General features: G+C 67.4%; 25 protein-coding genes. 9 read left to right on the forward strand and 16 right to left on the reverse strand.

The genetic code is table 11. The features are described from left to right. Positions 1-47: 47 nt before the first annotated feature. A complete protein-coding gene (locus OG203_RS08155) occupies positions 48-1625 on the forward strand; it encodes an MFS transporter (RefSeq protein ID WP_405165063.1) in 1578 nt (525 codons plus the stop codon). Here OG203_RS08155 and OG203_RS08160 read toward each other — a convergent pair. Continuing rightward, positions 1622-2062 (reverse strand): nuclear transport factor 2 family protein, encoded by a 441-nt coding sequence (locus tag OG203_RS08160; protein ID WP_405165064.1) that lies wholly within the window; start codon positions 2060-2062, stop codon positions 1622-1624. The two genes, OG203_RS08155 and OG203_RS08160, sit on opposite strands and share 4 nt — an antisense overlap. A gap of 109 nt (positions 2063-2171) precedes the next feature. Here OG203_RS08160 and OG203_RS08165 point away from each other — a divergent pair, with 109 nt between their 5' ends. Next, positions 2172-3377, forward strand: a complete 1206-nt coding sequence (locus OG203_RS08165; RefSeq protein ID WP_405165065.1) for a precorrin-3B synthase — start codon at positions 2172-2174, stop codon at positions 3375-3377. 127 nt (positions 3378-3504) lie between these two features. Here OG203_RS08165 and ddaH read toward each other — a convergent pair whose 3' ends face one another. Then, entirely contained in the window at positions 3505-4347 is an 843-nt protein-coding gene (gene ddaH, locus OG203_RS08170; protein WP_405165066.1) for a dimethylargininase, read from the reverse strand. 138 nt (positions 4348-4485) lie between these two features. Here ddaH and OG203_RS08175 point away from each other — a divergent pair, with 138 nt between their 5' ends. From OG203_RS08175 to OG203_RS08195, 5 genes are all read left to right on the forward strand, one after another. After that, the gene (locus OG203_RS08175; protein ID WP_405165067.1) at positions 4486-4923 is read left to right on the forward strand and encodes an Lrp/AsnC family transcriptional regulator; all 438 of its coding nucleotides are present in this window, start codon (positions 4486-4488) and stop codon (positions 4921-4923) included. A gap of 326 nt (positions 4924-5249) precedes the next feature. Beyond that, on the forward strand, positions 5250-5885 hold the full coding sequence (locus OG203_RS08180) for a precorrin-8X methylmutase (protein WP_405165068.1): 636 nt from the start codon (positions 5250-5252) through the stop codon (positions 5883-5885). Between the two features lie 800 nt (positions 5886-6685). Then, positions 6686-8347 (forward strand): precorrin-3B C(17)-methyltransferase, encoded by a 1662-nt coding sequence (cobJ, locus tag OG203_RS08185; RefSeq protein WP_405165069.1) that lies wholly within the window; start codon positions 6686-6688, stop codon positions 8345-8347. Between the two features lie 32 nt (positions 8348-8379). Further along, complete coding sequence (locus OG203_RS08190; protein ID WP_405165070.1) at positions 8380-8646, forward strand: hypothetical protein; 267 nt, start codon at positions 8380-8382, stop codon at positions 8644-8646. A 73-nt stretch (positions 8647-8719) separates the two neighbouring features. Further along, positions 8720-9250 (forward strand): PadR family transcriptional regulator, encoded by a 531-nt coding sequence (locus OG203_RS08195; RefSeq protein ID WP_405165071.1) that lies wholly within the window; start codon positions 8720-8722, stop codon positions 9248-9250. On the opposite strand, the gene OG203_RS08200 is transcribed toward OG203_RS08195, so the two are convergent. The 6 genes from OG203_RS08200 to OG203_RS08225 all read right to left on the reverse strand — a co-directional run bounded on the left by OG203_RS08200 (position 9236) and on the right by OG203_RS08225 (position 13452). Continuing rightward, a complete protein-coding gene (locus OG203_RS08200) occupies positions 9236-9961 on the reverse strand; it encodes a cobalt-precorrin-6A reductase (protein ID WP_405165072.1) in 726 nt (241 codons plus the stop codon). The two genes, OG203_RS08195 and OG203_RS08200, sit on opposite strands and share 15 nt — an antisense overlap. Before the next feature lie 11 nt (positions 9962-9972). After that, the gene (locus OG203_RS08205) at positions 9973-10590 is read right to left on the reverse strand and encodes a DUF6861 domain-containing protein (protein WP_405165073.1); all 618 of its coding nucleotides are present in this window, start codon (positions 10588-10590) and stop codon (positions 9973-9975) included. A 102-nt stretch (positions 10591-10692) separates the two neighbouring features. Then, positions 10693-11934 (reverse strand): precorrin-6y C5,15-methyltransferase (decarboxylating) subunit CbiE, encoded by a 1242-nt coding sequence (gene cbiE, locus OG203_RS08210; protein WP_405165074.1) that lies wholly within the window; start codon positions 11932-11934, stop codon positions 10693-10695. Further along, positions 11931-12281 carry a hypothetical protein gene (locus tag OG203_RS08215; protein ID WP_405165075.1) on the reverse strand — a complete coding sequence of 117 codons (351 nt, stop codon included), beginning with the start codon at positions 12279-12281 and terminating at the stop codon, positions 11931-11933. The genes cbiE and OG203_RS08215 overlap by 4 nt, the downstream gene beginning before the upstream one ends. Further along, entirely contained in the window at positions 12278-12547 is a 270-nt protein-coding gene (locus OG203_RS08220) for a hypothetical protein (RefSeq protein ID WP_405165076.1), read from the reverse strand. Before OG203_RS08220 ends, OG203_RS08215 begins: the two co-directional genes overlap by 4 nt. A 149-nt stretch (positions 12548-12696) precedes the next feature. Continuing rightward, complete coding sequence (locus tag OG203_RS08225; RefSeq protein ID WP_405165077.1) at positions 12697-13452, reverse strand: SDR family NAD(P)-dependent oxidoreductase; 756 nt, start codon at positions 13450-13452, stop codon at positions 12697-12699. Positions 13453-13695: 243 nt separating this feature from the next. On the opposite strand from OG203_RS08225, the gene OG203_RS08230 reads away from it, so the two are divergent. Next, on the forward strand, positions 13696-14124 hold the full coding sequence (locus tag OG203_RS08230) for a PPOX class F420-dependent oxidoreductase (protein WP_405165078.1): 429 nt from the start codon (positions 13696-13698) through the stop codon (positions 14122-14124). A gap of 427 nt (positions 14125-14551) precedes the next feature. On the opposite strand, the gene OG203_RS08235 is transcribed toward OG203_RS08230, so the two are convergent. Next, entirely contained in the window at positions 14552-15679 is a 1128-nt protein-coding gene (locus tag OG203_RS08235) for a M24 family metallopeptidase (protein ID WP_405165079.1), read from the reverse strand. A 327-nt stretch (positions 15680-16006) separates the two neighbouring features. On the opposite strand from OG203_RS08235, the gene OG203_RS08240 reads away from it, so the two are divergent. Then, the gene (locus tag OG203_RS08240) at positions 16007-16975 is read left to right on the forward strand and encodes a 5'-3' exonuclease H3TH domain-containing protein (protein WP_405165080.1); all 969 of its coding nucleotides are present in this window, start codon (positions 16007-16009) and stop codon (positions 16973-16975) included. A gap of 453 nt (positions 16976-17428) precedes the next feature. Here OG203_RS08240 and OG203_RS08245 read toward each other — a convergent pair whose 3' ends face one another. From OG203_RS08245 to OG203_RS08275, 7 genes are all read right to left on the reverse strand, one after another. After that, positions 17429-18118 carry a DUF4333 domain-containing protein gene (locus OG203_RS08245; protein ID WP_405165081.1) on the reverse strand — a complete coding sequence of 230 codons (690 nt, stop codon included), beginning with the start codon at positions 18116-18118 and terminating at the stop codon, positions 17429-17431. Positions 18119-18236: 118 nt separating this feature from the next. Continuing rightward, a complete protein-coding gene (locus tag OG203_RS08250; protein WP_405165082.1) occupies positions 18237-20939 on the reverse strand; it encodes a DEAD/DEAH box helicase in 2703 nt (900 codons plus the stop codon). A 2-nt stretch (positions 20940-20941) separates the two neighbouring features. Beyond that, the gene (gene tatC, locus OG203_RS08255) at positions 20942-21895 is read right to left on the reverse strand and encodes a twin-arginine translocase subunit TatC (RefSeq protein ID WP_405165083.1); all 954 of its coding nucleotides are present in this window, start codon (positions 21893-21895) and stop codon (positions 20942-20944) included. 113 nt (positions 21896-22008) lie between these two features. Then, on the reverse strand, positions 22009-22284 hold the full coding sequence (tatA, locus tag OG203_RS08260) for a Sec-independent protein translocase subunit TatA (RefSeq protein WP_405165084.1): 276 nt from the start codon (positions 22282-22284) through the stop codon (positions 22009-22011). A 133-nt stretch (positions 22285-22417) separates the two neighbouring features. Continuing rightward, on the reverse strand, positions 22418-23428 hold the full coding sequence (locus tag OG203_RS08265; RefSeq protein WP_405167797.1) for a 2-dehydropantoate 2-reductase: 1011 nt from the start codon (positions 23426-23428) through the stop codon (positions 22418-22420). An 8-nt stretch (positions 23429-23436) separates the two neighbouring features. Further along, entirely contained in the window at positions 23437-24411 is a 975-nt protein-coding gene (locus tag OG203_RS08270) for a helix-turn-helix transcriptional regulator (RefSeq protein WP_405165085.1), read from the reverse strand. A gap of 52 nt (positions 24412-24463) precedes the next feature. Beyond that, positions 24464-25459 carry a helix-turn-helix transcriptional regulator gene (locus OG203_RS08275; protein ID WP_405165086.1) on the reverse strand — a complete coding sequence of 332 codons (996 nt, stop codon included), beginning with the start codon at positions 25457-25459 and terminating at the stop codon, positions 24464-24466. Positions 25460-25466 lie beyond the last annotated feature (7 nt).

Here is a 25466-nt window from a genome sequence, read left to right on the forward strand (position 1 = left end):
ATAGTAGCGTAGCGATACTGATAGTTCCATTATCGTCAGGAGGCTCGATGGAAACCGTTCGGCCACGCACATCAGCGCTCGCAAGCGCTCCCGAGCGGTTGTCCACGGCTCAGCGGTGGATGTTGGCGCTTTCCTGTTCGGCGGTGGCGTTGGTCGTCGGCTCGATGGCAGCGCTGTATACGGCGTTGCCCGAGCTCGCGACCGCGACCGGTGCCACGCAGAAGCAGCTGACCTGGATCGTCGATGGGTACACGTTGGCGCTGGCCTGTCTGGTGTTGCCCGCCGGTGCGCTCGGGGACCGGTACGGGCGGCGGGTCGTTCTGGTCGTCGGATTGTTCGTGTTCACGCTGGCCTCCGCGATGCCCCTGGTTTTCGACAGCCCGACCTGGTTGATCGGCGCGCGTGCCGCCGCGGGGGTTGGTGCCGCGCTGGTGATGCCGTCGACGCTGTCGCTACTGACCGCCGGGTTTCCGGACGATCGGCGCGGTAATGCGGTGGGGTTGTGGGCGGGTGTCGCGGGGGCCGGTGGCGTACTCGGGATCCTCGGTTCCGGGCTGTTGCTGGAGCGTTGGTCGTGGCTGTCGGTTTTCCTCGCGATGGCGGTTGCCGGGGCGCTGTTGATGGTTGCGGGTTGCACGATTCCGGAATCGGTCGATCAGGAACGGCCCGCGATGGATCTGTGGGGTGCCGCCACGTCGGCCGCTGCGGTCGGGTTGATCGTGGTGGCGGCGATCGAAGCGCCCTCGCGGGGGTGGCTGGATCCGTTGGTAATCGTGATGTTCGTTGGTGGCGTGTTGGCCGCGGGGATCTTCACGCTGATCGAATTACGCACTGCGCAACCACTTTTGGACGTGCGGCTGTTCGCCAGGCGCGGGTTCGCCGCGGGAACGATGTCGGTGACGGTCCAATTCCTGGTCACCTTCGGCGTTTTCATGCTGCTCGTGCAGTTTCTGCAGCTGATTCTCGGGTATCGGCCGTTGACATCCGCGCTGGCGATGGCGCCGATGGTCGTTCCCATGGTGGCGATTTCGGCGGTCGCGCCCTGGGTCGCCGACCGGATCGGGTTGCGGTTGCCGACGTTCGCCGGACTCGTCGTGCTCGGCGCCGGGCTGGTCGCCGTGTCTCGACTGAACGTCGACAGCAGCTACCTCGATGTGCTGTGGCCACTGCTGGTCATGAGCACCGGCCTCGGATTGTGTACTGCCCCTGCGACTGCCGCGATCATCGCCGGGACGCCCGTCGAAAAGCACGGTGTCGCAGCGGCGGTCAACGATGCCGCACGTGAGGTCGGTGCCGCGATCGGGATCGCGGTGGCGGGCAGCATCCTCGCCGCGGGCTACTCCGATCGCATCGCTCCCGCGCTCCCCCGGCTCCCCGAGGCGGCCAGGGAGCCGGTCGGCGACTCGCTCGCCGCGGCCCTTCAGGTTGCCGAACGGGCGGGGCCGCAAGCTCAGCCTTTGGTCGAATTCGCCAAGGCCGCCTTCATCCACGGGGCCCAGCAGTCCTGTCTGGCCCTCGGGTACGTGGCGTTCGCCGCCGCGGTCATCGTCGGCATTTGGGCGCCGGGGCGGACGTCGCCCTTCCTTCGGAGCGGGCGTCAACGCATTCCTGAACGAGCCGGCTAGGTCAGATCGGCGTTTCCGTCGATGACTTTGAGGTGGTAGTGAAAACGGTTGACCCGCCAGCCATTTGGAGTCCGTTCGACACCGATGTCGTAGCTGCCGATGAACGTACGAGTCTTGCCGTTGGTGGCGGAGTTCTTCGCATGCACGGCGATCGCATCCGCGTGCACGTTCGCCGTGTCACCAGCCAGCTCGATCAGGTGGTTTCCGGACTGATGGTGCACCTCGTCCAGCTCGCCGAGCCCTACCCGCCAGTCCTCGACGATATCGGTCGCGGGCCGCTCGCCCACCGGTCCGCCGAATCCGCCGTCGAAATCGACCTTCGGCGTGAAGACGGCGTCGACCAGGTCCTGCCAACGCCGCTGATCGGTATAGACGAACATCCGAGTGACCACGTCAACGATCGCGAGTCGGTCTGTCAGGTTGGAGATTTCGGACATGGACCTCACCGTAGCGGGCCGCCGAACGAGACACCACGGAGTTATCACTCGACCGCTGCCACCGCTCGCTGGATGGCTGGTCGGTGGGGGTACGTACCCTTGATGGACTATGACTCGACGTGTTCCGGATTCCTGTCCCGGTGTGCTGCGGTTGCATGAGGCGGCCGACGGTCCGCTGGCGCGGATACGGGTGCCAGGGGGCCGGGTGGCGCCGGAGCAGTTGCAGGTGCTCGCGGCGGCGGCGCGGGAGCTCGGCGACGGGAATATCGAGCTGACGTCGCGGGGGAATGTGCAGTTGCGGCAGGTGCGGGATGCGGGTGAGCTGACCAGTCGGCTCGAGGCGGCCGGGCTGTTGCCGAGTCACAGCCATGAGCGGGTGCGCAATATCGTCGCGTCGCCGCTATCCGGTCGGATCGGCGGTTCGGCGGATGTGCACGAGCTCGTACCGGTTCTCGATGCCGGGTTGCTTGCCGCGCCGCGGCTGGCCGAGTTACCCGGGCGCGTGCTGTTCACCCTGGACGACGGGCGGGGGGATGTCAGCGTCCTGGGTGGCGATATCGGCGTACATGCGACGGGCACAGACGAATTCGCGCTGCTGCTGGCGGGACGCGATACCGGCATTCGGATCTCGCCCGTCGATGCGGTGGATGTCATGCTCGCCGCCGCGCACGGGTTTCTCGATGTGCGCGGTGACGAGGCGGGTCGGTGGCGGCTGCACGAGATCGAGGACGGTGCCGAGCGAGTCGCCGAACTACTCGGCCTCAGCCGCGGTGTTGATCGCGTGGAACTCGGTGCGGCCCAGGATATTCCGATCGGGTGGTTGGATCAGGACAACGGATTGGTCAGCCTGGGCGCCGGTGTCCGGCTCGGCTCGCTGCCCGCTCGGACCGCCGAATTCATTGCCGCCGTTGAACGTCCGGTCGTCATCACACCGTGGCGCAGCCTCGTCATCGCCGATTTGGACGAATGGGCCGCCGAACAGGTGGTCCGCGTGCTCGCGCCCATGGACCTCATCTTCGACGCCAACTCCGCTTGGCTTCAGGTCAGCGCCTGCGCGGGACGTCCTGGTTGCGCGAAGTCGCTCACCGATGTTCGCGCCGACGTGACGGACGCGGTCGAATCGGGGCGAGTTCTTCCGGAGTCGAATCCGCCTGCGTACCAAGCTATCCCGATACTCGATGCGGACCAGGTTGTTGTCGCCGGTCGTCAACACTGGTCCGGCTGCGATCGTCGCTGCGGACGACCACGGGGGGCCGTCACCGATGTCGTTGCCACCGACTCCGGCTACCGTCAGTCCTCGACGCCGACGGGCTGATCGGCGCCGGTCATAGTTCGAATTCGAGCACTCACGGCCGACACCGAACGAGCCTTTCATGTCCAACGGGACATAGTGGCGGCATCGCCCGAGAGCGGCCCGCCGCCATGTCCCGTTGAGTGACTGCCTACTCGTGGACTTCCAGCGTGCAGCACTTGACGCTGCCGCCAGCCTTGAGGAGTTCGGACATGTCGATGCCGACGGGGTTGTAGCCGCGGGCGCGCAGGGCTTCGGTCAGGGCGGTGGCCTTGTTGCTGAGGAAGACGTTCAATCCGTCGGAGACACCGTTCAATCCGAGGACCTCGGCGTCGGCGTCGGTGGCGACGATCGCGTCCGGGAACATCTCGGCGAGCACCGCCTGGCTGGCCGCGCTGAAGGCAGGCGGGAAGTAGGCGATGGTGGTGTCGTCGAGCGGCAGCAGGACGGTGTCGAGGTGGTAGAAGCGCGGGTCGACCAGCTCCAGTGACACCACCTCGCGCGAAAAGTGCTGCGCCACTTCCTGATGCGCCGCGAGCGAACTGCGGAAGCCCATGCCCGCCAGCATGCGATCGCCGACCAGGAGGAAGTCGCCCTCGCCCTCGTTGATCTCCTTGGCGTCGACCAATCCCGCGAGGCCGTGCTCGGCGAACCAGTTGTGATAGGCCGGACCCTCGGCGGCCCGTTGAACATGGGTGAACCTGGCCGACATCGCGCGGTCGCCGACGATGAGACCACCATTGGCGGCGAACACCATGTCGGGCAGGCCTGGCACGCCGGGCACCACGTCGACCTTGTGCCCGTACTCCTCGTAGGTGGCGCGCAGCGTTTCCCACTGGAACACGGCGAGGGCGCGGTCGACCGGCGCATCCGGATCCATCCACGGATTGATGCAGTAGGTGACCTCGAAGTAGTCCGGACGGCACATGACGAACCGGCGCGGCAGCGGCTTGCGAGCGGTGGGCTCGGCGCGGAGGGTGGCTACAGACGTCAACGTGTCTCCCGTGTGGTCGGCGCGATCTTGCGGCTCACACGACCGTAATTCGCCTACTATTGCGCCAGGAACAACGAATCGTTGCGCATTTCGGCCCTTGAGCATCGAATCATTGTGTAACGAGGAAACGAGTGTGACATGGACGACATCGACCGGCGGATTTTGGAGCACCTACTCAGACAGGCACGTGCCTCGTTCCAGGAAATCGGCAGCGCGGTCGGCCTGACCGCGCCCGCGGTGAAACGGCGCGTCGACAAGATGGTCGCGAGCAAACAGATCATCGGATTCACCGCGCTGGTCAACCCCGCCGCGATGGGCTGGAAGACGGAGGCGTACGTCGAGGTGTACTACCGCGACAACATCTCCCCCGCCGAACTGCGCCGAACCCTCGAACCGATTCCGCAGGTCGTCGGCGTGTGGACGATCGCGGGCGAGGCCGACGCCCTGATCCACGTGATGGCCACCGACATGGCGGAAATCGAGGTGACCGTCGAACGGATCCGCGAGAACGCCCGCGTCGGCCGCACCCGCAGCTCGATCGTGATGTCCCGCATCCTCGAACGCCCACGCACCTGAGTCGAACGTCGGCGCCCTTGGATCCGCCGAACGGGACATGACGGAGCACCCGCCCGCGATTCGCCGCACCCATGTCCCGTTCGACGAGGTGAGCACGCCACCGACCAGCTCCCCGCGCCGACTTGGCCGAGATCCACCGCCTCGATGTCTCGCTCAGCCAGCAGCCTTGCGCGTAGGGCACGCTGCCGCACCAGCTACCCACGCCGACCTGACCGAGATTCATCGCCCGATCTCTCGCTCAGCGAACAGCCTGACGCGTCGGACACGCTGCCACTCCAGCTACCCGCGCCGACCTGGACGGGAACGCACCTCTTAGGGTGGACGGCATGTCCGACGTGCGTGCCAGCTACCTCACCGACGGGGCCGAGATCTATCGGCGCTCGTTCGCGATGATCCGTGCCGAGGCGGACCTAGGTGGGTTTCCGCCGGAGGTGGCGCAGGTGGTGGTGCGGATGATTCATGGGTGCGGTCAGGTGGATCTGGCCGGGGACGTGGCGTTTTCGCCGGGGGTGGTTTCTTCGGCGCGGGCGGCGTTGCGGGCGGGGGCGCCGATTCTGTGTGACGCGAATATGGTCGCCTCCGGTGTGACGCGCAAGCGGCTGCCCGCCGACAATGCGGTCATCTGTACCCTCGCCGATCCGCGCGTACCGGAACTCGCTGCGGCCATGGGCAATACGCGCTCCGCGGCGGCGCTAGAGCTTTGGCGCGAGCACCTCGACGGTGCCGTCGTCGCCATTGGAAACGCGCCGACCGCCCTGTTCCACCTACTCGACATGATCGATGCGGGCGCGCCTCGCCCCGCCGCCATCCTCGGCATCCCAGTCGGTTTCATCGGCGCCGCCGAATCCAAGGACGCCCTGATCGATTTCGGCGGCATCGAGTACCTGACCGTCCGCGGCCGACGCGGCGGCAGCGCTATCACCGCCTCCGCACTGAATGCGATTGCGAGCGAACAGGAATGACGGACGGCACCCGAACCGGCACCGACCACGCGGCACGGACCGATGGCCGACTTGACGGCACCGCAGGCGATTTGGGCGGCGGACAGCTCTACGACGAAAGCTCGCCCGACGCAGGCTCCTCAGCGCAAATTCCCGCAGCGGCGAAACCTCGAACCGCCACGGCGGCAGGCAGATTGTGGGGCGCCGAGGGTGAACGCGCGCCAAGCACGCCCGGCACACAGGCCACAGGCATCGCAACGCAAAGCCCCGCGACGGGAAAAGCGAAACCTGAAACAGACACCGTGGCAGGCGAGTTAACGGGCGCCGCTGGCAAACGTTCGACGAGCACGGCCGAGGAGCACGTCACTGGCACCTCGCGGCAAAGTCGCGGGGCGTCGAAAGCTGAATCACTAACGGCGGCTGGCAAGTTGTGGGGCACCGAGGGCGAGCACGCGGCAAACACGCCCGGCACACAGGCCACAGGCATCGCAACGCAAAGCCCCACGACCGGCAGAGCGAAACCTGAAACGGCCACGGCGGCAGGCAAGTTGCGGGGCACCCAGGGCGCACACGCGGCAAACACGCCCGACACGCAGGCCGCAGGCATCGCAACGCAAAGCCCCACGACCGGCAGAGCGAAACCTGAAACGGCCACGGCGGCAGGCGAGTTAACGGGCGCCGGGGGCAAACGTTCGACCAGCACGGCCGAGGAGCACGCCACTGGCACCTCGAGGCAAAGTCGCGGGGCGTCGAAAGCTGAATCACTAACGGCGGCTGGCAAGTTGTGGGGGGTCGGGCTTGGTCCGGGTGATCCCGAGTTGGTGACGGTGAAGGCTGCGCGGGTGATTGCCGAGGCCGATGTGATCGCGTTCCACAGTGCGCGGCATGGGCGGAGTATCTCCAGAGGTATTGCCGCGCCTTATATGCGGCCGGGGCAGGTGGAGGAGCACCTCGTCTATCCGGTGACGACCGAGACCACCGATCATCCGGGCGGGTACCAGGGTGCGATCGATGAGTTCTATGAACAGGCCGCGCGGCGGCTGGCCGGGCACTTGGCGGCGGGGCGGTCGGTCGCGCTACTCGCCGCGGGCGACCCGCTGTTCTACAGCTCCTATATGCACATGCACCGGCGGCTGGCCGATCGGTTCGAGGCCGAGATCATTCCAGGCATCACCTCGGTGAGTGCCGCGTCGGCGGCGCTCGGCACCCCGCTGGTCGAGGGCGAGCAGGTGCTGACCATCCTGCCAGGAACCATGCCGGTCGAGGAGCTCACCCGCCGACTCCGCGACACCGAGGCCGCCGCCATCATGAAGCTCGGACGCACCTACCCCGGTGTGCGCCAAGCCCTTTCGGATTCCGGCCGCCTCGCCGACGCCTACTACATCGAACGCGCCAGCAGCACCCGCCAGCGCGTCCTGCGCGCCGCCGACGTGGCTGACGCGGACGTGCCCTACTTCTCCATCACCCTCGTCCCCGGCCCGACGCCGACCACCCCACTCCCCCGCACCGACGCGGAACCCGCTGTGGCACGGAATGACTCGACGAACCTGATCGCCCAGCACGCGAATCCCGGTGCAACGTACGAATCCGGCTCAGATGCACACCATTTGGCCGACCATGCTGAGCAAGGCAGTACCACCGACCAGCCGGGTCAGCACGAATCCGACCCAGGTGCACCTCATTTGGCCGATGCCACCGCGCAAGACGACCAACCAGGTCAAGTTGTAGTCGTCGGCCTAGGCCCCGGCGCACCCGAGTGGACCACCACCGAGGTACACGAAGCACTCACCGACGCAACAGATCTCGTCGGCTACACCACCTACTTGAACCGAGTGCCGTCGCGCCCCGGCCAACGCAGGCATCCCAGCGACAATCGCGTCGAGTCGGAGCGCGCCGCCATGGCGTTGGACCTGGCCAAGCGGGGCGCGCGGGTCGTGGTGGTGTCGTCGGGCGATCCAGGAGTGTTCGCGATGGCGGCTGCGGTACTCGAGGAAGCCGCCGATCCGCAGTGGCGTGGCGTGCCGGTGCGGGTACTGCCCGGGCTCACCGCGGCCAACGCGGTGGCCAGCCGCGTCGGTGCGCCGCTCGGGCACGACTACGCGATGATCTCCCTCTCGGATCGCCTCAAGCCGTGGGAGGTTGTCGCCCAACGCCTTTCCGCCGTCGCCGCCGCCGACATGGCGATCGCCGTATACAACCCGGCCTCGTCGCAGCGCACCTGGCAGGTCGGTGCCATGCGGGACCTGCTGCTCGAGCATCGCAAGCCCGACACGCCCGTGGTACTCGGACGCGATGTGGGTGGGCCGACGGAGTCCGTGCGGGTGGTGCCGCTCGGCGAACTCGATCCGGCCGAGGTCGATATGCGCACGCTGCTGATCATCGGCGCGTCCACCACCGCGACCACGGAAACCGACCAGGGGGTCCGCGTTTACACCTCGCGACGCTACGCGGGCACGGGCGACGCGACCTCGCCCGACGCGTAAGATCTCCTGACGCACTGACGATTGGAGGGATCTTGGCCGCGACACTGTCGGAGCTGACGCTGCGCGCCCGAGCCCTTGAGGCCCGAGCCACTGCTGGCGAACAAGCACTCGACGAGCAGGGCGATGTCCTCAGCGAACTCGCGGCGCTCACCAGAAAGGCGCTCGACGGCATCGACCGGATCGATGAGCGCACCGAGAAAATCGAGGAAGACCTCGTCGAACTGCGCCTCGGCCAGGCACGGTTGGAGGAGGGCATGGCACTGGTGCTCGCCCGGCTCGATCAGCTGGCCGGCAAGTAGGTCACACCGCCGATCCGGCGCGCGTTCGTATAACATTCCACTATGGAAGGTTGATAGCGAAGGGAGCAGTCGGTTGACGAATACCGCGACCAGCCGCAAGCCGTTGAACTCCACGGCCGCGTCGCTGCTCGGATTTCTGCACGAAGGGCCGATGTCGGGCTGGGATCTGGTGGCCCAGGCCCAGGTACGCATCGGCGACTTCTGGACGATCACGCAAAGCCAGGTCTACCGGGAACTCGGCACGATGGACGCGGCAGGCTTAGTGGAGAAGGGCGCGCCGGGCGCTCGTGAGCGCACCCCCTATCTGATCACCGACGCGGGGCGGGAAGCCTTCCTGGAGTGGATCGCCCGCGACCCCGGCGGCGAGAACATCCGCTTCCCATTGCTATTGACCCTTGCCTTCGGCGACCATCTCGACCGACCGCATCTCGATCGAATCATCGCCGCCAACAGGGAGATTCACCAGACGCGACTCACCAAGTACCTCGCCGAGGACCCGAGCTGCATGCCCGCCTTCGCCCGCGCGACGCTGGATTTCGGCATCGGATACGAACGCGCGGTACTCGATTGGTTCGACCGGCTGCCTGACCTACTCGGCAGCTGATCGAAGCCAATCCCAGACCTGGGCAACGCTTTCCATGACCACGGCGCCCTCGGGCAGCGGTGGCCGATCGACCATGACAACCGGTAGGCCCGCTGAGCGGGCTGCGGTCAGTTTGGCATCGGTCTGGTCGCCGCCGCTGTCCTTGGTGACGAGCACATCGATGTGCCGGTCCGCCAGCAGCCGGGATTCGTCATCGACCGCGAAAGGACCACGGGCGAGCAGTAATTCGTGCCGCGGCGGGAGTGCGCCGTCTGGCGGATCGATAGCGCGGATCAGAAACCACGGGCGGGTCAGTCCGGCGAACGCGCCGACACCCTGGCGGCCGATGGTCAAGAAGACGCGATTACCCAGCTCGCCAACGGTTTTCGCGGCGGCGGCGAGATCGGGTACTCGAATCCACCGGTCGCCGGGCTGCGCGGTCCAGCTTGGGCGCCGCAGGTGCGCGAGCGGTAGGCGCAGATCCGCCGCAGCCGCAGCGGCATTCGCGCTGATGATGCCCGCGAACGGGTGAGTGGCATCGACCACAGCATCGATCCCGTTGGCCACCAACCATTCCCGCAGGCCGTCGACCCCGCCGAACCCGCCTACGCGTACGGTACCGACCGGCAACAGGGGGTTACGAACGCGACCGGCGAGCGAGGAGACGATGTCGAATCCTTGCTCGCCGGAAGCGATGTCGGCGAGTTCCCGGGCTTCCCGGGTGCCGCCCAATATCAGGGTTTTCAGGGTTGGCCGCTGAAGTAGGCGATGCCCGCGTTCAGCAGCGACGGCCCGCCCGCGACGGCGAGACCGATGATCGCGCCGAGCACGGCACCGGGCAGGATGCCGACGCCGAAGAACAGGAAACCGATAGCGGCGCCGATCAATCCGCCGACCAGTGCGCCGAGCGACGCGTGCTGCAGTTCGGCGAAGAACCAGTCCTGCGCGCCGATGAAATCGGCGGCGATCGGCGCGTTCGCGGTCGGCGCGATCTTCGGGGTCAGCGTCAGCTGCTTGGCGTCGTCGGCGATGGCCGCGGCGATTTCCACCTGCTCACCCTTCGCCGTCGCGGTGAGCGGGATGGTGGTGACGGTCTCGCCCGCGGCATTCGTCAGGGTGACCGACTGCTTATCGGTGGCCAGGCTGAATGCACCGCCGGTGACGCTGGTGACGACCGACTTGCCCGCGTCGGCCAACTGAAGGGCGTAGCTGACGCCCTGGTCCTGACCCTTGACGGTCGGCGCGGCGGCGGTCTGATCCTGTACCGCGGGCGGCGTCGGCGCGGCGTAGGCGGTGCCAGCGGTCACGCCGGTCGCGGCGATGGCCAACAGTGCGGTAGCGGCAAACTTCTTGTATTTCATCTATCTCCCCATCAGGAACCGGATTTCCGATCATGACCGGATCTCGGCCCCGACCCTACCTGCCGGGGTGCAGTCGTTTCATCCGTGGATCTCATTTTGCGGTCATGCATTGTGCATTTTCACAACGGACCACTGCGTCACGGGTAGTTGCGGGCGCCAGGTGGTGAAGGATCCCAGTGGCTCCGCACGGTAGATCTGGAACTTCCGCAGTGCGCCGCCGTGCGTGGCCGCCCAGGTGAGCAGCAGTGATTCGGATTCCGCGGTCACCGCGTTCACGACGAGCCTGCCGCCTTGTCGCAGCTGTGACCAGCATGTCTCGAGCAGGCCATCCTGGGTAAGTCCGCCGCCGACGAAAATCGTGTCCGGAGAGGCGAATTCGGTGGTCTGCAATTCCGTGAGTGCCTCGCCACGCACGACGACGTGCGGGACGCCAAGGGCAGCCGCGTTTTCGGTGATCTGCCGTCGCCGATGCTCCAGTCGCTCGAAAGTGATTGCGCGGCAGGTGGGGTGCGTGCGGCACCATTCGATCGCGATGCTGCCCGATCCGCCGCCGATATCCCACAGCAGTTCCCCGGGCGCGGGTGCCAGCGCGGTCAGTGTCAAGGCACGCACCTCGTTTTTGGTGAGTTGGCCGTCGCCGCTGAAGAGTTCGTCCGGCAGGCCCGGCAATCGCGTCGCGCGAAGGTGTGCCGGGTCGGCGACGCACTCGATCGCCACGATGTTCAGCGGGTCACCGGTGGGCCGCTGCCATTGCTTCGCGATTCCCTTGTCGACCCGCTCCGCCGATCCACCCAGCTGCTCGAGCACCGTCAGCTGAGAATCGCCGAAACCATTGCGCCCCAGTACCTCCGCCAACTGTCCAGGCGTGTGCTCATCGGCACTGAGCACCAGTACCCGTCGTCCGTCGACCAGTTCCGGGAGCACCGACTCCAACGCCCGCCCCACCACACTGACCACCGGCGTCTCCGCCAACCCCCACCCCAACCGCGCACACGCCAACGACGCCGACGACGGCTGCGGCAAAACCCGAAGCGCCCCCGCCCCCAACAGCCGCGCCAACGTCACCCCGATCCCGTAGAACATCGGATCCCCACTGGCCAGCACACACACCCGCGCCCCGGCATACCGCTCGAACAACCCGGCCAGCGCAGGCACCAGCGGCGACGGCCACACCACCCGCTCTCCCGCCGAATCACGTTCCGGCACAAGAGCAAGCTGCCGCGCCGAGCCGAACAGCACTTCGGCGGTCGCGATATCCTCTCGCGCCACCCGCCCGAGCCCATCCCACCCGTCGGCCCCGATCCCGGCGACTACCACCGGCGGACCGGACCACGGCACCGTCATCGTTCACCTGGCAGCGTCAGGAAATCGGCCACCACGTCGTGCCCGAATGTTCCTCGGCGGATTGCCGAAACAGCTTCGACATCAACCACATTCAGCACCACACACCGGTCCCGAGATGGTGCCGCCTGCGCATCGGGCGTCGCCACGCAGTCACCAGACCGCGGCACGGTCATCCCTCGCCCCGCGGTGTCAGGAAAATCGGCCAGTGCCTCGCGCCCGCACGTTACCCAGTTGGTCGCCGAATCCTCATGGACATCAACCACATTCAGCACCGAACGCGGTCCCCGAAACGGGGCGGTCTGCGCATCGACTATCACCGCGCAACCACCAGACCACGGCACCGTCATCGTTCACCTGACAGCGTCAGGAAATCGGCCGCCCCGAGAGCGATCTGACCGACGAGCAGACTGTCGCGGCCGCCGGGCAGATGCGGGAATAGCCGGAACTTGCCGCTGCCGCAGACGGCGCAGTGCCGGAACTGCGTGCCGCCGGGATCCATGTGGAGGCCGAGACAGCGATGGCCTCGGTTTCCGTGTGAATCCGCTGCTCGGAGCCGGTGCCCGGCAAACTGCTTGCCGTGATCGACGCGGGCCAGACGGTGCGGTTCGGGCATCGCGGCGCGATCGATGCCCCGGAGCCGAGATTTCGATGACAGCCGCCAACCGTCCGGCACTGCGCTCGGGATATCAGACGGCACGCGGCACGCAGCGGTTCCCGTGCCGCGCAATATCGCGGCACGGCTCGTGCTGTGTCGCCGAGCGCTCACCGCGGCATCCGGCGCCAGATCGCTTGGGGCAGTAGGCGCATCGCGAAGAAGAACGGGCGAAGGATGCCGGGTTTCCAGACGACTCCCGCGCGCTTGTGCAGTCCCTTGACGACGGCGGCGGCCACCTGGTCGGGGGTGCTGGAGAAGGGCGCCGGGTCCATGCCCTCGGTCATCCGGCCGATGACGAAGCCGGAGCGGACCAGCAGGAGGTGAACTCCGGTGCCGTGCAACGCATCCGCGAGTCCGCTGGCGAAACCGTCGAGGCCCGCCTTCGCCGATCCGTACACGTAGTTGGCGCGCCGGACCCGCACGCCCGCCACTGAACTGAAGACGACGAGCTGTCCTTCCCCTTGCGCGCGAAGCAGATTCGCGAGCGTGGTGAGCACGCTGATCTGGGCGACGTAGTCGGTGTGCACCACGGCGAGCGCGTGGGCCGGATCCTGTTCGGCCCGCGCCTGATCGCCGAGCACGCCGAACGCGAGCACCGCCACCCCGATCTGCCCGTACTCGGCCACGATCTTGTCGAAGAAGGGCGGATGACTCGCCGTGTCGTCGGCATCGAACTCCACGCAGTGCACCGCCGCCGCCCCGCCCGTCGTGAGCGCCGCGACCTGCTCCGCCAAGTCACCGCTGCGCCGCGCCGCCAGCACCACCACCTGGCCCGGTGCCAGCCGCCGCGCCACCTCGAGCCCGATCTCGCTGCGCCCGCCGAGCAGCAGCACCGTCCCCTCCGCAATCCCTCGCAATCCCATGCCCTAAGTCTGTCATTCCGTCCCCACCCACCCCCGCTACCCCACGACCAACACGCAATCTTCGAGCTATCTCGCGGGCTCGACCTCGTTGACCACGCTGCGGCACACCGCGGCGAGGTGTTCTCGACCTTGCCGCAGCCGTGTGCCGCTCGTGGCCCGAGTCGATGGGGTGACGGTCGGGCGGCGGCCGGTCTCACGGGTGCCCTGCGCGGGGTGGATCGGGGCGAACGCTACGGTCAGGGGATGCCCAGCCAGACCGCGGAGCTTTCTCCCGCAGCGCTCGAGTTCGTGACCGAACGGCACCTCGCGACATTGACCACGTTGCGGGCCAACGGAACACCGCATGTCGTTGCGGTGGGATTCACCTGGGATCCGGCGGCTCGGATCGTCCGGGTGATCACCGACGGCGGGTCGGCGAAGGTGCGCAACGTGCGCCGGGGTGGTTACGCGGCGGTGAGCCAGGTCGAGGGACCTCGATGGCTCACGCTCGAGGGCCCGGCGACCGTGCTCGATGATCCAGATGCGGTCGCGGAGGCGGAACAGCGCTATGCGGGTCGGTACCGGGTCCCGCGCGAAAACCCGACCCGGGTGGTCATCGCGATCGAGGTCAAGCGCGTGCTGTCCAGCCGCACCCTGATCGCCCCGACGGACAGCGCCATCCAACCGCAGTAGCGCCGCTGCCCGCCCAAGAACGGCCAAGTGCGCCAACAGATTTCGAAGTCGCGCAGGTGTGGGCCTGCGATCATGCGGGTGCGCGCCGCTCTCGATGGCGGACACAGCCGAATGGCCACCACGGTCTAGAGCCAAGCCGGGCGCGCTGCGTCAGCCCGTGCAGGCGCGGCCGAGCCGCCCTCACTGGCACCACACCCGCAGTACCCGCATCGAGCAACTACCTGGGCACGAATGCGTGTGCAGCCCAACACTTTTTGGGTGCAGCACCCATTCCGAGACCGTAGAACGCGCGGATCCCGAGGAGAAGTGCGGCTGACAACTTGGTCAGCGGCCGAAGGGCCAGCACACGGCCGCTGATCTCGCGGATTCGCGCACGCCCCGAGCCGCCGGGGCGCGCGCGTTCCCGGACGCGAGTGGGTCTGGTCGACTACAGGACCGTGAGCCCGTGGGGGCGCTGGTTCATGGATTCGCAGCCGTCTTCGGTGACTACGACGATGTCTTCGATGCGGGCGCCCCAGTCGCCGCGGAAGTAGATTCCTGGCTCGATGCTGAAGGCCATGCCCTGTTGCAGGACTAGGTCGTTGCCTTCGACGATGTAGGGCTCTTCGTGGACCGAGAGGCCGATGCCGTGGCCGGTGCGGTGCACGAAGGCGGGGCCGAAACCGGCTTCGGTCAACGGGTTTCGCGCGGCGGCGTCGACGGATTCGGCGGTGACGCCGGGGCGGACGGCGGCTACGGCGGCGGCCTGGGCCCGTTCGAGGGCGGCGAAGCTGGCGGCGATCTTCGGGTCGGGTTCGCCGAGGACGTAGGTGCGGGTCGAGTCGGAGTAGTAGCCGGGGTCGACCGGGCCGCCGATGTCGATGACCACGACATCGCCGGACTCGATGCGGCGCTCGGAGTCGTGGTGGTGCGGGTCGGCGCCGTGCGGGCCGCTGCCGACGATGACGAACGCGGCCTCGGTGTGCCCCTCCTCGACAATGGCGGCGGCGATATCGGCACCGACCTCGGCCTCGGTGCGTCCGACCTGCAGGAATTCACCCATCCGCGCGTGCACCCTGTCGATCGCGGCACCCGCTCGGCGCAGCGCGTCGATCTCCGCGGCGTCCTTGATCATGCGCAGTTCGCGCAGCACCGGCGTGGCGGAGGCGGGCAGGCCGGTGAACGACGCGGCCAGCGGGAGGAGGTGCAGTGCGGGCATGGCGTCGGCGACTGCCACGCGTGAGCCGACGTGCAGCGCGGACTTCACGACGCCATACGGATCGATGCCGTCGACCCAGTCCAGCACCTGCAGGCCGAGTTCGCCTGCCGCGGAACCTTCCAGCGAGGCCAGTTCCAGCTTCGGAATCACCACCGAGGGGGTCGCGCCGTCGGCGGGGATCACCAGGCAGGTCAACCGTTCGAAGGATTCGGCCGCGGACCCGATCAGATACCGAAGATCCGGGCCCGGAGTGATCAACAAGGCGTCCAGATGAGCGGCCCGCATCAGCTGCACCGCCCGCTCCAACCGTTCACCGTAAATATCCGCCGCGAACCTGGAATCCGTATGCGAGCTCATTCATCCGACGTTACCTCCCCGCCCCTCCCCCGCGAACCCGAGCACCCCCGCCGCCCGTCACACATCCGCATCGCCTTCGCACACGCGCTCAATGCTTCACATAGGCCTCGACCGGTTGAAAGATGTGTGCGGACACGACGTGGTGTGCGAAGCCGGAAGACGTCGAGTGGGAACGCGATCAGATCAAGTGGGGATACCGCCGGCCTCAGTTGTGCGAGTGCGGGCGGTCGAGCCCGATGGGCATGGCGCGGGCCGGCTCCCGCGACGGCTCGCACATCGGCGTTGAATCATCAGGGGTTTGTCGGGGGTGGGAGGTAGCCTCAGCGCGTGACTTCTGCTGCGACTCCTGGTGGACCGTTGTTGCTCCTGGATGGGGCGAGCTTGTGGTTCCGTGCTTTTCATGCGATTCCGGAGAAGATCACTGCGCCGGATGGGCGATCGGTCAATGCGTTGCGCGGGTTTACCGATATGGTCGCGTCGCTGATCACCAAGCATGCGCCGAGTCGGTTGGTGGTGTGCCTGGACCTGAATTGGCGGCCGACGTTTCGGGTCGAATTGGTGCCGTCGTACAAGGCGCACCGGCTGGATACTTCGGCAGACGCCGGGCCGGGCGCGGAGGAGGTGCCGGACACGCTGACTCCGCAGGTCGACATGATTCTCGAGGTGCTCGCGGCGGTCGGGATCGCGACCGGTGGCGCTGCGGGACTCGAGGCCGACGACGTGCTCGGCACCCTGGCCACCCGCGAGACCACCGACCATGTCGTGGTCGTCAGCGGGGATCGCGATCTGCTGCAACTCGTCCGCGACACACCCGAGCCGCCCGTACGGGTGCTCTACGCCGGACGCGGACTGGCCAAGGCCGAGCTGTTCGGGCCCGCGGAGGTTTCCACCAAATACGGTGTGCCGCTGGAGAATGCGGGTCGCGCCTACGCGGATCTGGCGACCCTGCGCGGCGATGCCTCCGACGGCCTGCCCGGCGTCGCGGGCATCGGCGAGAAGTCCGCGTCGGTGCTGATCACCCGATTCGGTTCGCTGGAGGCACTTGTCGCCGCCGTCGAAGACCCCGACGCCGACCTCGCACAGGGCATTCGCGCCAAACTCCGTGCGGCAGAAGAGTATTTGAAGGCAGCCGCCCCCGTCGTCCGCGTCGTCTGCGACGCCGAGGTAGCCCTCTCCCGCCCCGACACCCTCCCCACCACCCCCGCCGACCCCGACCGCCTCCGCGAACTGGCCACCGCCTACAACGCCGAAAGCCCGGTCACCCGCTTGATCAAAGCCCTCGCCACCCGCACCTAGTCCCCAGCCCCCGCGCACCTTTCGCAAGCCGCGCACGATATGGCCAGCAATCCCGTGCGCCGCTGGCTGATCGGCGGCCGCAAGTAGCGCGCGGTTGGACGACAACCCGAACATCGAGCCATCCGTTCAAGATCATGGGGAACTGGTGGCGGCAAAGTTCGAGATGCCCCCGCCACCAGTTCCCCATGATCTTGAACGCCCCCGCATTCACCCCCTGGACGTGGTTTCACGGCCAACGGGACATAGGGCGAGTAAGCCCGCCACCATGTCCCGTTGATCATGAACGCGACCGTTGTCCGCCGGAATCCGCACCGTTCCTCGGGACCTGCACTCTTCTGGGTGCCGGTGGAGTGTGCGGAGCCCGAGAAAGAGTGCGGCTGTGTCCAGGCCTGTGCAAACCAACGGTCGGCCCAGGGAGCTGGGCCGACCGGGAGGTTCGAGCGGGAGCGGGGGTTAGTTCGGGCGGCCTACCTCGTAGGTGCCGTCGTCTTTGGTGATCTTGATGGTCACCTTCTTACCTTCGCCGCTGACCTTGAGGTTGCAGTCGAAGGTGGCGTCGACCTTGACTTCTTGGCCGGAGGGGCAGGAGACGTCGCTGACATCCTGGATGCCGTAGGAGTCGGTGAGGACCTTCTTGACGCCGTCTTGGACGGCGGACTGGTCCAGCTTGTCCTTGGAGGTCAGGACGAGCACGAGGGCGATGATGGCGCCGATGACGACGACGCCGAGCACGACCAGGCCGATGATCAGGCCTTTCCCCTTGCCGCCCGACTGCGGCGGCGGTGCCTGCGCGCCCCACTGCGGCTGCTGCTGGCCCCACTGCGGCTGCTGACCCTGCTGCCAATCCTGCGGCTGGGCCTGACCCCACTGCGGCTGGCTCGGCTGACCGGGCTGACCCCACTGCGGATTGGGCTGCTGACCCCACTGCGGCTGCTGTCCGGGTTGCTGACCCGGCTGACCCCACTGCTGCTGCGGCGTCTGATCACCCCACTGCTGGGTCGGCTGTGCCGACGCGGGGGTCTGCGGTTGGCCGCCCCACTGGTGGGCGGGTCCTGTCCCGCCGGGTGCCTGCTGTCCACCCCACTGCTGGGTGGGATCGTTGCGTCCCTCCCCGGGTTCGTTGGGTCCAAACGGGCCGCTCATCTGGTTGCCTCCACTCGCATCGTTGTACACACGGTAGCCCCCCGCGTGGGAACGGTCGGATTACTCGGTCCTCCGCCACGGTCGGTACGCGAAAGAAATCAAATCACAATCGAATCCGCTACGCGGCGTCCACCGCGACGACACCCCGCCGGATCGCGCGCACGGCCTTCGCGGCGGTCGCGGCGACCTCCGGATCGTCGGCGGTGCCGTGGATCTGATCGAGCAGATCGATGACCTGCCTGCACCAGCGCACGAAATCGCCCGCTGACAGCGGCGCGGCCTGGTCACCGCTGGCGAGCAACGACTCGGCCAACCCGTCGCCGCGCGCCCATTTGTGCACGCCGGTGACGAAGCCGAGGTCCGGTTCGCGGGTGGGCGGGAGCTTGTGCCGTGCCTCGTCGGAGCGAAGTTCGCTCCACACCCGAATGGTCTCGCCGACCGCACGGCGGATCGGTGCCGTCGGACCCGCCACGCCGAGATATCCGCCGTCCTGGCGGGATTCGAACACGAGAATCGAAACGACACCGGCCAATTCGGCCGGACCGAGCCCGCGCCACAGCCCCTGCCGCAGGCATTCGGCGACCAGCAAATCGCTCTCGGAGTAGATCCTCGCGAGCCTGCGCCCGTCCGCGGTCACCTCGGATTCGTGCACGAATCCGCGTTCTTCCAGCAGCCCGAGGATCCGGTCGAAGGTGCGGGCCAGCGAGTTCGTGGTGGCGGCAACCTTCTGGCGCATGGTCTCGGTTTCCCGCTCCAGCCGGTTGTAGCGCTCACCGACGCGCGCCATCTGCTCCCGATCCGCGCGCGTATGCGCCGGATGCGAACGCAGGCTGCGGCGCAACGTGGACAGTTCCCGGTCGTCGGCGGCCGAAGTGCGCTTGCCGCGCCGCGGCCGGCCCGGCGCCGAAATTCCGGTGCTGCGCAGCGCCGAGGCCAGATCGCGCCGGGTCTGCGCGGTCCGGTGATCGACCCGGCGCGGTAACCGCATGTGCCCCAACGTCTCCGCGGGCACCGGGAAATCGGCCACCGACACCCGCCCTGCCCATTTGTCCTCGGTGAGCACCAATGGGCGCGGATCACCCGGCGTCGCATCGGGTTCAAGGATCACCGCGAGACCGGCGCGCCGACCGGACGGGATCGCCACCACATCACCGCGGCGCAACGCGGTCAACGCGGCAACCGCCACGCCGCGCCGATCGGAGCGACCCTGCTGCTCGAGCTGCCGTTCCCGCTGCTTGATCCGTTCGCGCAGCGAAATGTATTCCAGGAAGTCACCATCCGCGCCGCCGAGCTGACCGCGCAGCTTACGCAGCGCGGACTCGTTGCGTTCGATGCCGCGCACCAGCCCGACCACCGAGCGGTCGGCCTGGAACTGCGCGAACGAACGCTCGAGCAGCGCGCGCGATTCGTCGGCGCCCATCCGGTCGATCAGGTTGATCGACATGTTGTAGCCGGGCTTGAACGAGCTGCGCAGCGGATAGGTCCTGGTGGAGGCCAGACCGGCGACCGCGCTGGTGTCCACCTCCGGCTGCCACAGCACCACCGCGTGACCTTCGACGTCGATGCCGCGGCGTCCGGCGCGACCGGTCAGCTGGGTGTATTCGCCGGGGGTGAGTTCGGCGTGCGACTCGCCGTTGTACTTGACCAGCCGCTCGAGCACCACCGTGCGCGCGGGCATGTTGATGCCGAGAGCCAGTGTCTCCGTTGCGAATACGGCACGCACCAGGCCTTTGACGAACAGTTCCTCGACGGTGTGCCGGAACGCGGGCAGCATGCCGGCGTGATGCGAGGCCAATCCGCGATGCACCGCCTCACGCCACTCCCAGAATCCGAGCACCTCCAGATCCGCCTTCGGCAGATCGCCGGTGTGCTTCTCGATGATGGCGTCGACTTGTTCGCGGTCGTCCTCGCGGCTCAAATCCAGCCGCGCGCGCAGGCACTGGGCCAGCGCACCATCGCAACCGGCACGACTGAAGATGAAGGTGATCGCGGGCAGCAGCCCCTCTTCGTCCAGCTTGGCCAGCACCTCGGGACGCGGCAACGGCCGGAAGTCGCGGCGCGGACCGCCACGGCCATTGCGCGGACGATCCCAGCTGTTCGCCCGGTCAGCCGCCTCGCGCTGCCGGATGAATCGCACCAGATCCCCGTCGACCAGCACCTTCTGATCGGTGGAATCGGTGTCGAACAGGTCGAACATCCGCCGCCCGACCATGACGTGCTGCCACAGCGGCACCGGCCTGGTCTCGTCGACCACCACCGCGGTGTCGCCGCGCACGGTCTCCATCCACGCGCCGAACTCCTCGGCATTGCTGACCGTCGCCGACAGGCTGACCAGCTTCACATCCTGCGGCAGATGCAGGATCACTTCCTCCCACACCGCGCCGCGGAACCGGTCGGCGAGGTAGTGCACCTCGTCCATCACCACGAACGACAGCCCGCGCAACGCGTCCGAGGACGCGTACAGCATGTTGCGCAGCACCTCGGTGGTCATCACGACAACGGGCGCGCCGGGGTTGATCGACTGGTCGCCGGTGAGCAGGCCGACACTGTCGCGCCCGTAGCGCTCGGTCAGGTCGGCGAACTTCTGGTTCGACAACGCCTTGATCGGCGTGGTGTAGAAGCACTTACCGCCCGCGGCGAGCGCAAGATGCACGGCGAACTCGCCGACCACGGTCTTGCCCGCACCGGTCGGCGCGCATACCAGGACGCTGTGCCCGTCTTCGAGTGCCGCACAGGCGGTGCGCTGGAAAGGATCAAGGCTGAACTTCAGCTCGGTGGAAAACTTCGCTAGCTCGCCCGTATGCGACCGGTGATGTGTCACCGTCAGAGGGTATCGGAGTAGTCCGACATGGAGCGCCCGGTTTTATCCGGGGGTGTCACCAGCGAGTCGGCGGGGTTGATCGGCTCAGGGCCGGTCAGCGAGGACGCCTCTTCGTCGGACAACGCGGCCAGGCTCTCTTCTTCCCTGCGGGCCCTGCGGATGTCGTTCAACCGGGAGAACTGGATCGCGACCTCGAACAGCAACGTCAGCGCGATCGCCAACGCCAGCATGGAGAACGGGTCCTGCGGGGTCACGATGGCCGCGAAGACGAAGAGCCCGAAGGTGATTCCGCGTCGCCACGCCTTGAGCCGCGCGTAGGTCAGGATTCCGAGGAGGTTCAATCCGATGATCAGCAGCGGGGTTTCGAAGCTGACGCCGAAGATGACCAGCAGCTGGATGATGAAGCTGAAGTACTGTGAACCGCTCAGCGCGGTGATCTGAACGTTGTTGCCGATCGAGAGCAGGAACTTCAACGCATGGGCGACAACCACATACGCCAGCGCGGCGCCGGTCGCGAACAGCACGGTACCGGTCGACACGAACCCGACCGCGTACTTGCGCTCCTTGGCGTACAGGCCGGGTGTGATGAACGCCCACAGCTGGTAGAGCCACACCGGCGCGGCGAGCACGATGCCCGCGGTCATGCCGACCTTCAAGCGCAGGGTGAACTGCTCGAACGGCGCGGTGGCCAGCAGCTTGCACGAACCGTCCGGGCTGATCGCGGCGCGCGCCGAGTCCGGCAGCGAACAGTAGGGACCGCGCAGAATATCGCCGAGGCTCTCGACGCCGAGAAACCCGTACTCGTACCAGATGAACCCGAGCACGGTGGTGAAGACGACCGCGGCGATCGCGACAAGCAACCGATAGCGCAGTTCCTGCAAATGCTCGACCAACGACATGGTGCCGTCGGGGTTGGTCCGGCGCTTGCTCTGCCGGGGATCGAACGGGATTCGCATGGTCGGTGTTTGCCCCTGGGTTGGAAGCTCGGCAACAACGGATAGCGCTGACGAGTGCGACGCAGCACTATGCCCGGAGTGAGATCTCACTCACTCCGGGTCGAGCACGGCGCTCAGAGCGTCTTCGGCTCGGCCTGGGGCTGGGGCTGCTGGGTGACCGACGGGGTCACCGGCTGTGCGGCAGGCAGTTGCTGCGCGGGCTGCTGTACCGGAGCGGCCGACGCGTTGTCGGACTCCTTGCCCTCGTTCTGCATCTGACTGACCTCGCTCTTGAAGATACGCAGCGACCGACCCAGGCTGCGGGCCGCGTCGGGCATCCGCTTGGCACCGAAGAACATCACGAAAACGACCGCAATGATCAGCCAGTGCCAGATGCTCAGACTGCCCATGATTATTACCTCCCAATACTGGTGATGGTTCTGATGCTACCGGAGGGTGACGTGCGTGAACGCACGGTCCGGCCGGGTAGAGCGAGTTGCTACTGAATACACGAGACAGCGTTTGCCCGGCGTTCAGCCGCGCTCAACGGCCGCTCGCGTGCGCGGCCCGCAGTTGGTCGAACAGTTCCGCACCGGTCCAGGTGCGCCGGTCGCCCTGCTCGGCGGCGACGATCAGTTCGATCAGCCGCTGGTTCACCGGTGTCGGCAGCCCGACCATCGCACCTAGACCGACGATTTCGCCACAGAGCCAAGAGATTTCGGTTTTGCGGCCGAGTGCGAGATCGTCCGCCATGGACGAGCGCGCCATCGGATCCACGGCTAGTACCCGCCCGAAAACGCGCCGGAAAACACCGTCGGGAACGGTCAGCAGCCTGGCCACCACCGTCGACGGCAGTGGCGTCAGCCGGGCTGGGGCAATTCGCGCTCTGTTCATCACCGCCAGCGCTTCCCGCTGGGCCAGCGCAAGGCAGCGCCGATAGTTGCGGTCGGCGAGTTGCTCGCGCAGCGGGCGCCCGGACAGCGCGTTGATCGGATTGTTCAGGTTCAGTAGCAGCTTGGCCCACTGCACGGGGCGCAGGTCGGGATAACGATCCAGCGCGAGCCCGGCCTGCTCGAAGACACCGAGAAACGAGGTGAGCCCCGGATCGTCCTGGACCGCGAGCCCGCCCTCGGTGCCGCGATGGAACCGGCCGCCCTCGTGGTGCACCACATTGAACATCACCATTCCGGCCAGCACCACGCAGTTGGGCAGGATCTCCCTGATCACGGTGTCGTTGCCGATGCCGTTCTGCAGGCTCAGCACCACCGTGCCCGGTCGGATCTTGCCGGTGAGCTCGCGCACCGCCGCCGCGGTCGCCGCCGATTTCACCGCGACGAGCACCAGATCGGCCGAGCCGACGTCGTCCGGCTCGGTGGCCACGTGGAATCGACCGGACGGCAGCGAGTCGTCGCCGCCGTCGAGGTCGGTGAGCCGGATACCGGAGGCGGTGATCTCGTCGAGCAGTCGAGGCCTGCCGACGAAGGTGACGTCGGCACCCGCGACGGCCAGTTTGCCGCCCACGAAGATCCCGATGCTGCCCGCACCGACCACCATCACCCGGCTCACCCTGTCGCCTCGAATCCGGCCTCCGCATAGGCGGCGAGTGCGGCGTTCGATCGCTCGCGCACCGCGGCGACCAATTCCGGCGGGCCGAGAACCGTGACGCCGGAGCCGAATCCGAGCAGCAGGCGCGCCATCCAGTCGAGGGTGGCGAACCGCATGGTCGCCTCCAGGCTGCCGTCGGGGTGTACCGCGAGCCGATGCATGGGGTACTGATCGAGAACCCACGCGTAGTCGCCGCGAATTCGCAAGCGCGCCAGCGGAACCGCAGGATCGTCCTGGAACAGGTCGAGTGCGGCGGATTCCTCGGTCGCGTGGCTCGGCGGCCTGGCCGGTTCGTCGAGTTCGGTGGCCGCCTCGATCCGATCGAATCGGAACAGGCGAACGCCTTCGGCCTGTCGGCACCAGGCTTGCAGGTAGCTGTTGTTGTCCACCAAGACAATTCGAATGGGATCGACGACCCGTTCGGTGACGACGTCGCGGCTCGCCGAGTAGTAGACCAAGCGCAACGCGCGCTGCCTGGCCAGCGCCGAACGCACCGTGGCGACGGCCGGGGCCTCCGGCGGCGGGGTGCGGGCGCCGTCGGGTTCGGCGCCGGAACCGCCGACGATGGCCGATTCGATCTTCGCGATGGCCGCGTGTGCCGCGGTCGGGTCGACCATGCCCGGCATGTCGACGATCGAGCGCAGCGCGACCAGCAGCGCGGTCGCCTCGGTGGAGGTGAGGCGCAGCGGGCGGTCGATGCCGGCGGAGAAGGTGACCTCGATGCTCTCCTCGGAGAACGACAGGTCGATCAGGTCGCCGGGGCCGTAGCCGGGCAGGCCGCACATCCACAGCTGGTTCAGGTCGCTCATCAGCTGCTTGCTTGTCACGCCGAGATCCGCGGCGGCCTCGGCGGCGCTGATGCCGGGGTGGGCGATGAAGTACGGGATCATGTTCAACAGCCGCGAAAGTCGAACGGAGAGCCTAGAACTCACGCCCGCACCTCGCTGACGCTCGGTTCCGGCGCCGCGTTGATGATTCGCTCACTCACGCCGTGACCTCCGTATGGTCGAAGACCGAGCGCAGCCGAGCGACAACATCGGTGCGCAGCTCTTCCGGCGCGAGCACAACGGCGTCCGGGCCGAGGCCGGTGATCAGGCGGGCAATCCAGTCGCGCGAACGGACCGGCAGCTCGACCACGGCGCCGACCCGGCCGCCGATGGTGCGTTCACCGGTCACCTGACCGATCCTGCGCAGTTCCCGCCCGCGCCCGTCGGCCACCCACACCGTTGCCGTGCCGCTGACCGGCGCCGAGCTGGTGACCGTGTCGACGATCTTGCGCAGGTCGATACCGTCCGGTTTGCTGACGGCGTTCTCCGGCCCGTAGGCGGTCACGTCGTCGCCGATCCTGGACAGCCGGAAGCTGCGTACCGCATCGCGCGCCCGGTCGTGCCCGACGAGGTACCAGCGGCCGTGCCTGGTCACCACGCCCCACGGCTCCACATCGCGCATCAGATACGGGGCATTGATCGCGCCGCGATGTTCGAATCGCACCGCCTGGCCCGCGTCGATCGCGGCGAGCAGTTTGCCGAGCACCGGTTCCGAGCCGCGGGTGCGCGCGGGAACGGCGGGCACCGAGGCCACCGCGGCATCGGTTTCCACATGGATTCCGGCGGCGCGCAGTTTAAGCAGCGCGCCGTCCGCGGCGGCGGCCAGTTCCGGCGATTCCCACATCTGCACGGCGACCGCGACGGCGGCGGCTTCCTCGTCGGTCAGGTCGATCTCGGGCAGCTCGTAGGCGTCGCGGTTGATCCGGTAGCCCTCCACCGAGGAGTACCGGCCGACCGGGCCGATCTCCAGGGGTATGCCCAGGTCACGCAGCTCATTCTTGTCCCGCTCGAACATCCGGCTGAACGCCTCGTCGCTGGCGGAATCCTCGTATCCCGCGACACTGTCCCTGATCCGCTCGGCGGTCAGGAACTGCCGGGTCGACAGCAGCGCGATGACCAGATTCATCAGCCGCTCGACCTTGGATATCGCCACCCGATAG

This window comes from Nocardia sp. NBC_01499 (assembly GCF_045040275.1).
Classification (GTDB): domain Bacteria; phylum Actinomycetota; class Actinomycetes; order Mycobacteriales; family Mycobacteriaceae; genus Nocardia.

Coding starts and splice junctions, on each gene's coding strand:
- OG203_RS08155 (WP_405165063.1), top strand. CDS start 48: ATGGAAACCGTTCGGCCACGCACATCAGCGCTCGCAAGCGCTCCCGAG.
- OG203_RS08160 (WP_405165064.1), bottom strand. CDS start 2,062: ATGTCCGAAATCTCCAACCTGACAGACCGACTCGCGATCGTTGACGTG.
- OG203_RS08165 (WP_405165065.1), top strand. CDS start 2,172: ATGACTCGACGTGTTCCGGATTCCTGTCCCGGTGTGCTGCGGTTGCAT.
- OG203_RS08175 (WP_405165067.1), top strand. CDS start 4,486: ATGGACGACATCGACCGGCGGATTTTGGAGCACCTACTCAGACAGGCA.
- OG203_RS08180 (WP_405165068.1), top strand. CDS start 5,250: ATGTCCGACGTGCGTGCCAGCTACCTCACCGACGGGGCCGAGATCTAT.
- OG203_RS08205 (WP_405165073.1), bottom strand. CDS start 10,590: ATGAAATACAAGAAGTTTGCCGCTACCGCACTGTTGGCCATCGCCGCG.
- cbiE (WP_405165074.1), bottom strand. CDS start 11,934: ATGACGGTGCCGTGGTCCGGTCCGCCGGTGGTAGTCGCCGGGATCGGG.
- OG203_RS08215 (WP_405165075.1), bottom strand. CDS start 12,281: ATGACGGTGCCGTGGTCTGGTGGTTGCGCGGTGATAGTCGATGCGCAG.
- OG203_RS08220 (WP_405165076.1), bottom strand. CDS start 12,547: ATGCCCGAACCGCACCGTCTGGCCCGCGTCGATCACGGCAAGCAGTTT.
- OG203_RS08225 (WP_405165077.1), bottom strand. CDS start 13,452: ATGGGATTGCGAGGGATTGCGGAGGGGACGGTGCTGCTGCTCGGCGGG.
- OG203_RS08230 (WP_405165078.1), top strand. CDS start 13,696: ATGCCCAGCCAGACCGCGGAGCTTTCTCCCGCAGCGCTCGAGTTCGTG.
- OG203_RS08235 (WP_405165079.1), bottom strand. CDS start 15,679: ATGAGCTCGCATACGGATTCCAGGTTCGCGGCGGATATTTACGGTGAA.
- OG203_RS08245 (WP_405165081.1), bottom strand. CDS start 18,118: ATGAGCGGCCCGTTTGGACCCAACGAACCCGGGGAGGGACGCAACGAT.
- tatC (WP_405165083.1), bottom strand. CDS start 21,895: ATGCGAATCCCGTTCGATCCCCGGCAGAGCAAGCGCCGGACCAACCCC.
- tatA (WP_405165084.1), bottom strand. CDS start 22,284: ATGGGCAGTCTGAGCATCTGGCACTGGCTGATCATTGCGGTCGTTTTC.
- OG203_RS08265 (WP_405167797.1), bottom strand. CDS start 23,428: ATGGTGGTCGGTGCGGGCAGCATCGGGATCTTCGTGGGCGGCAAACTG.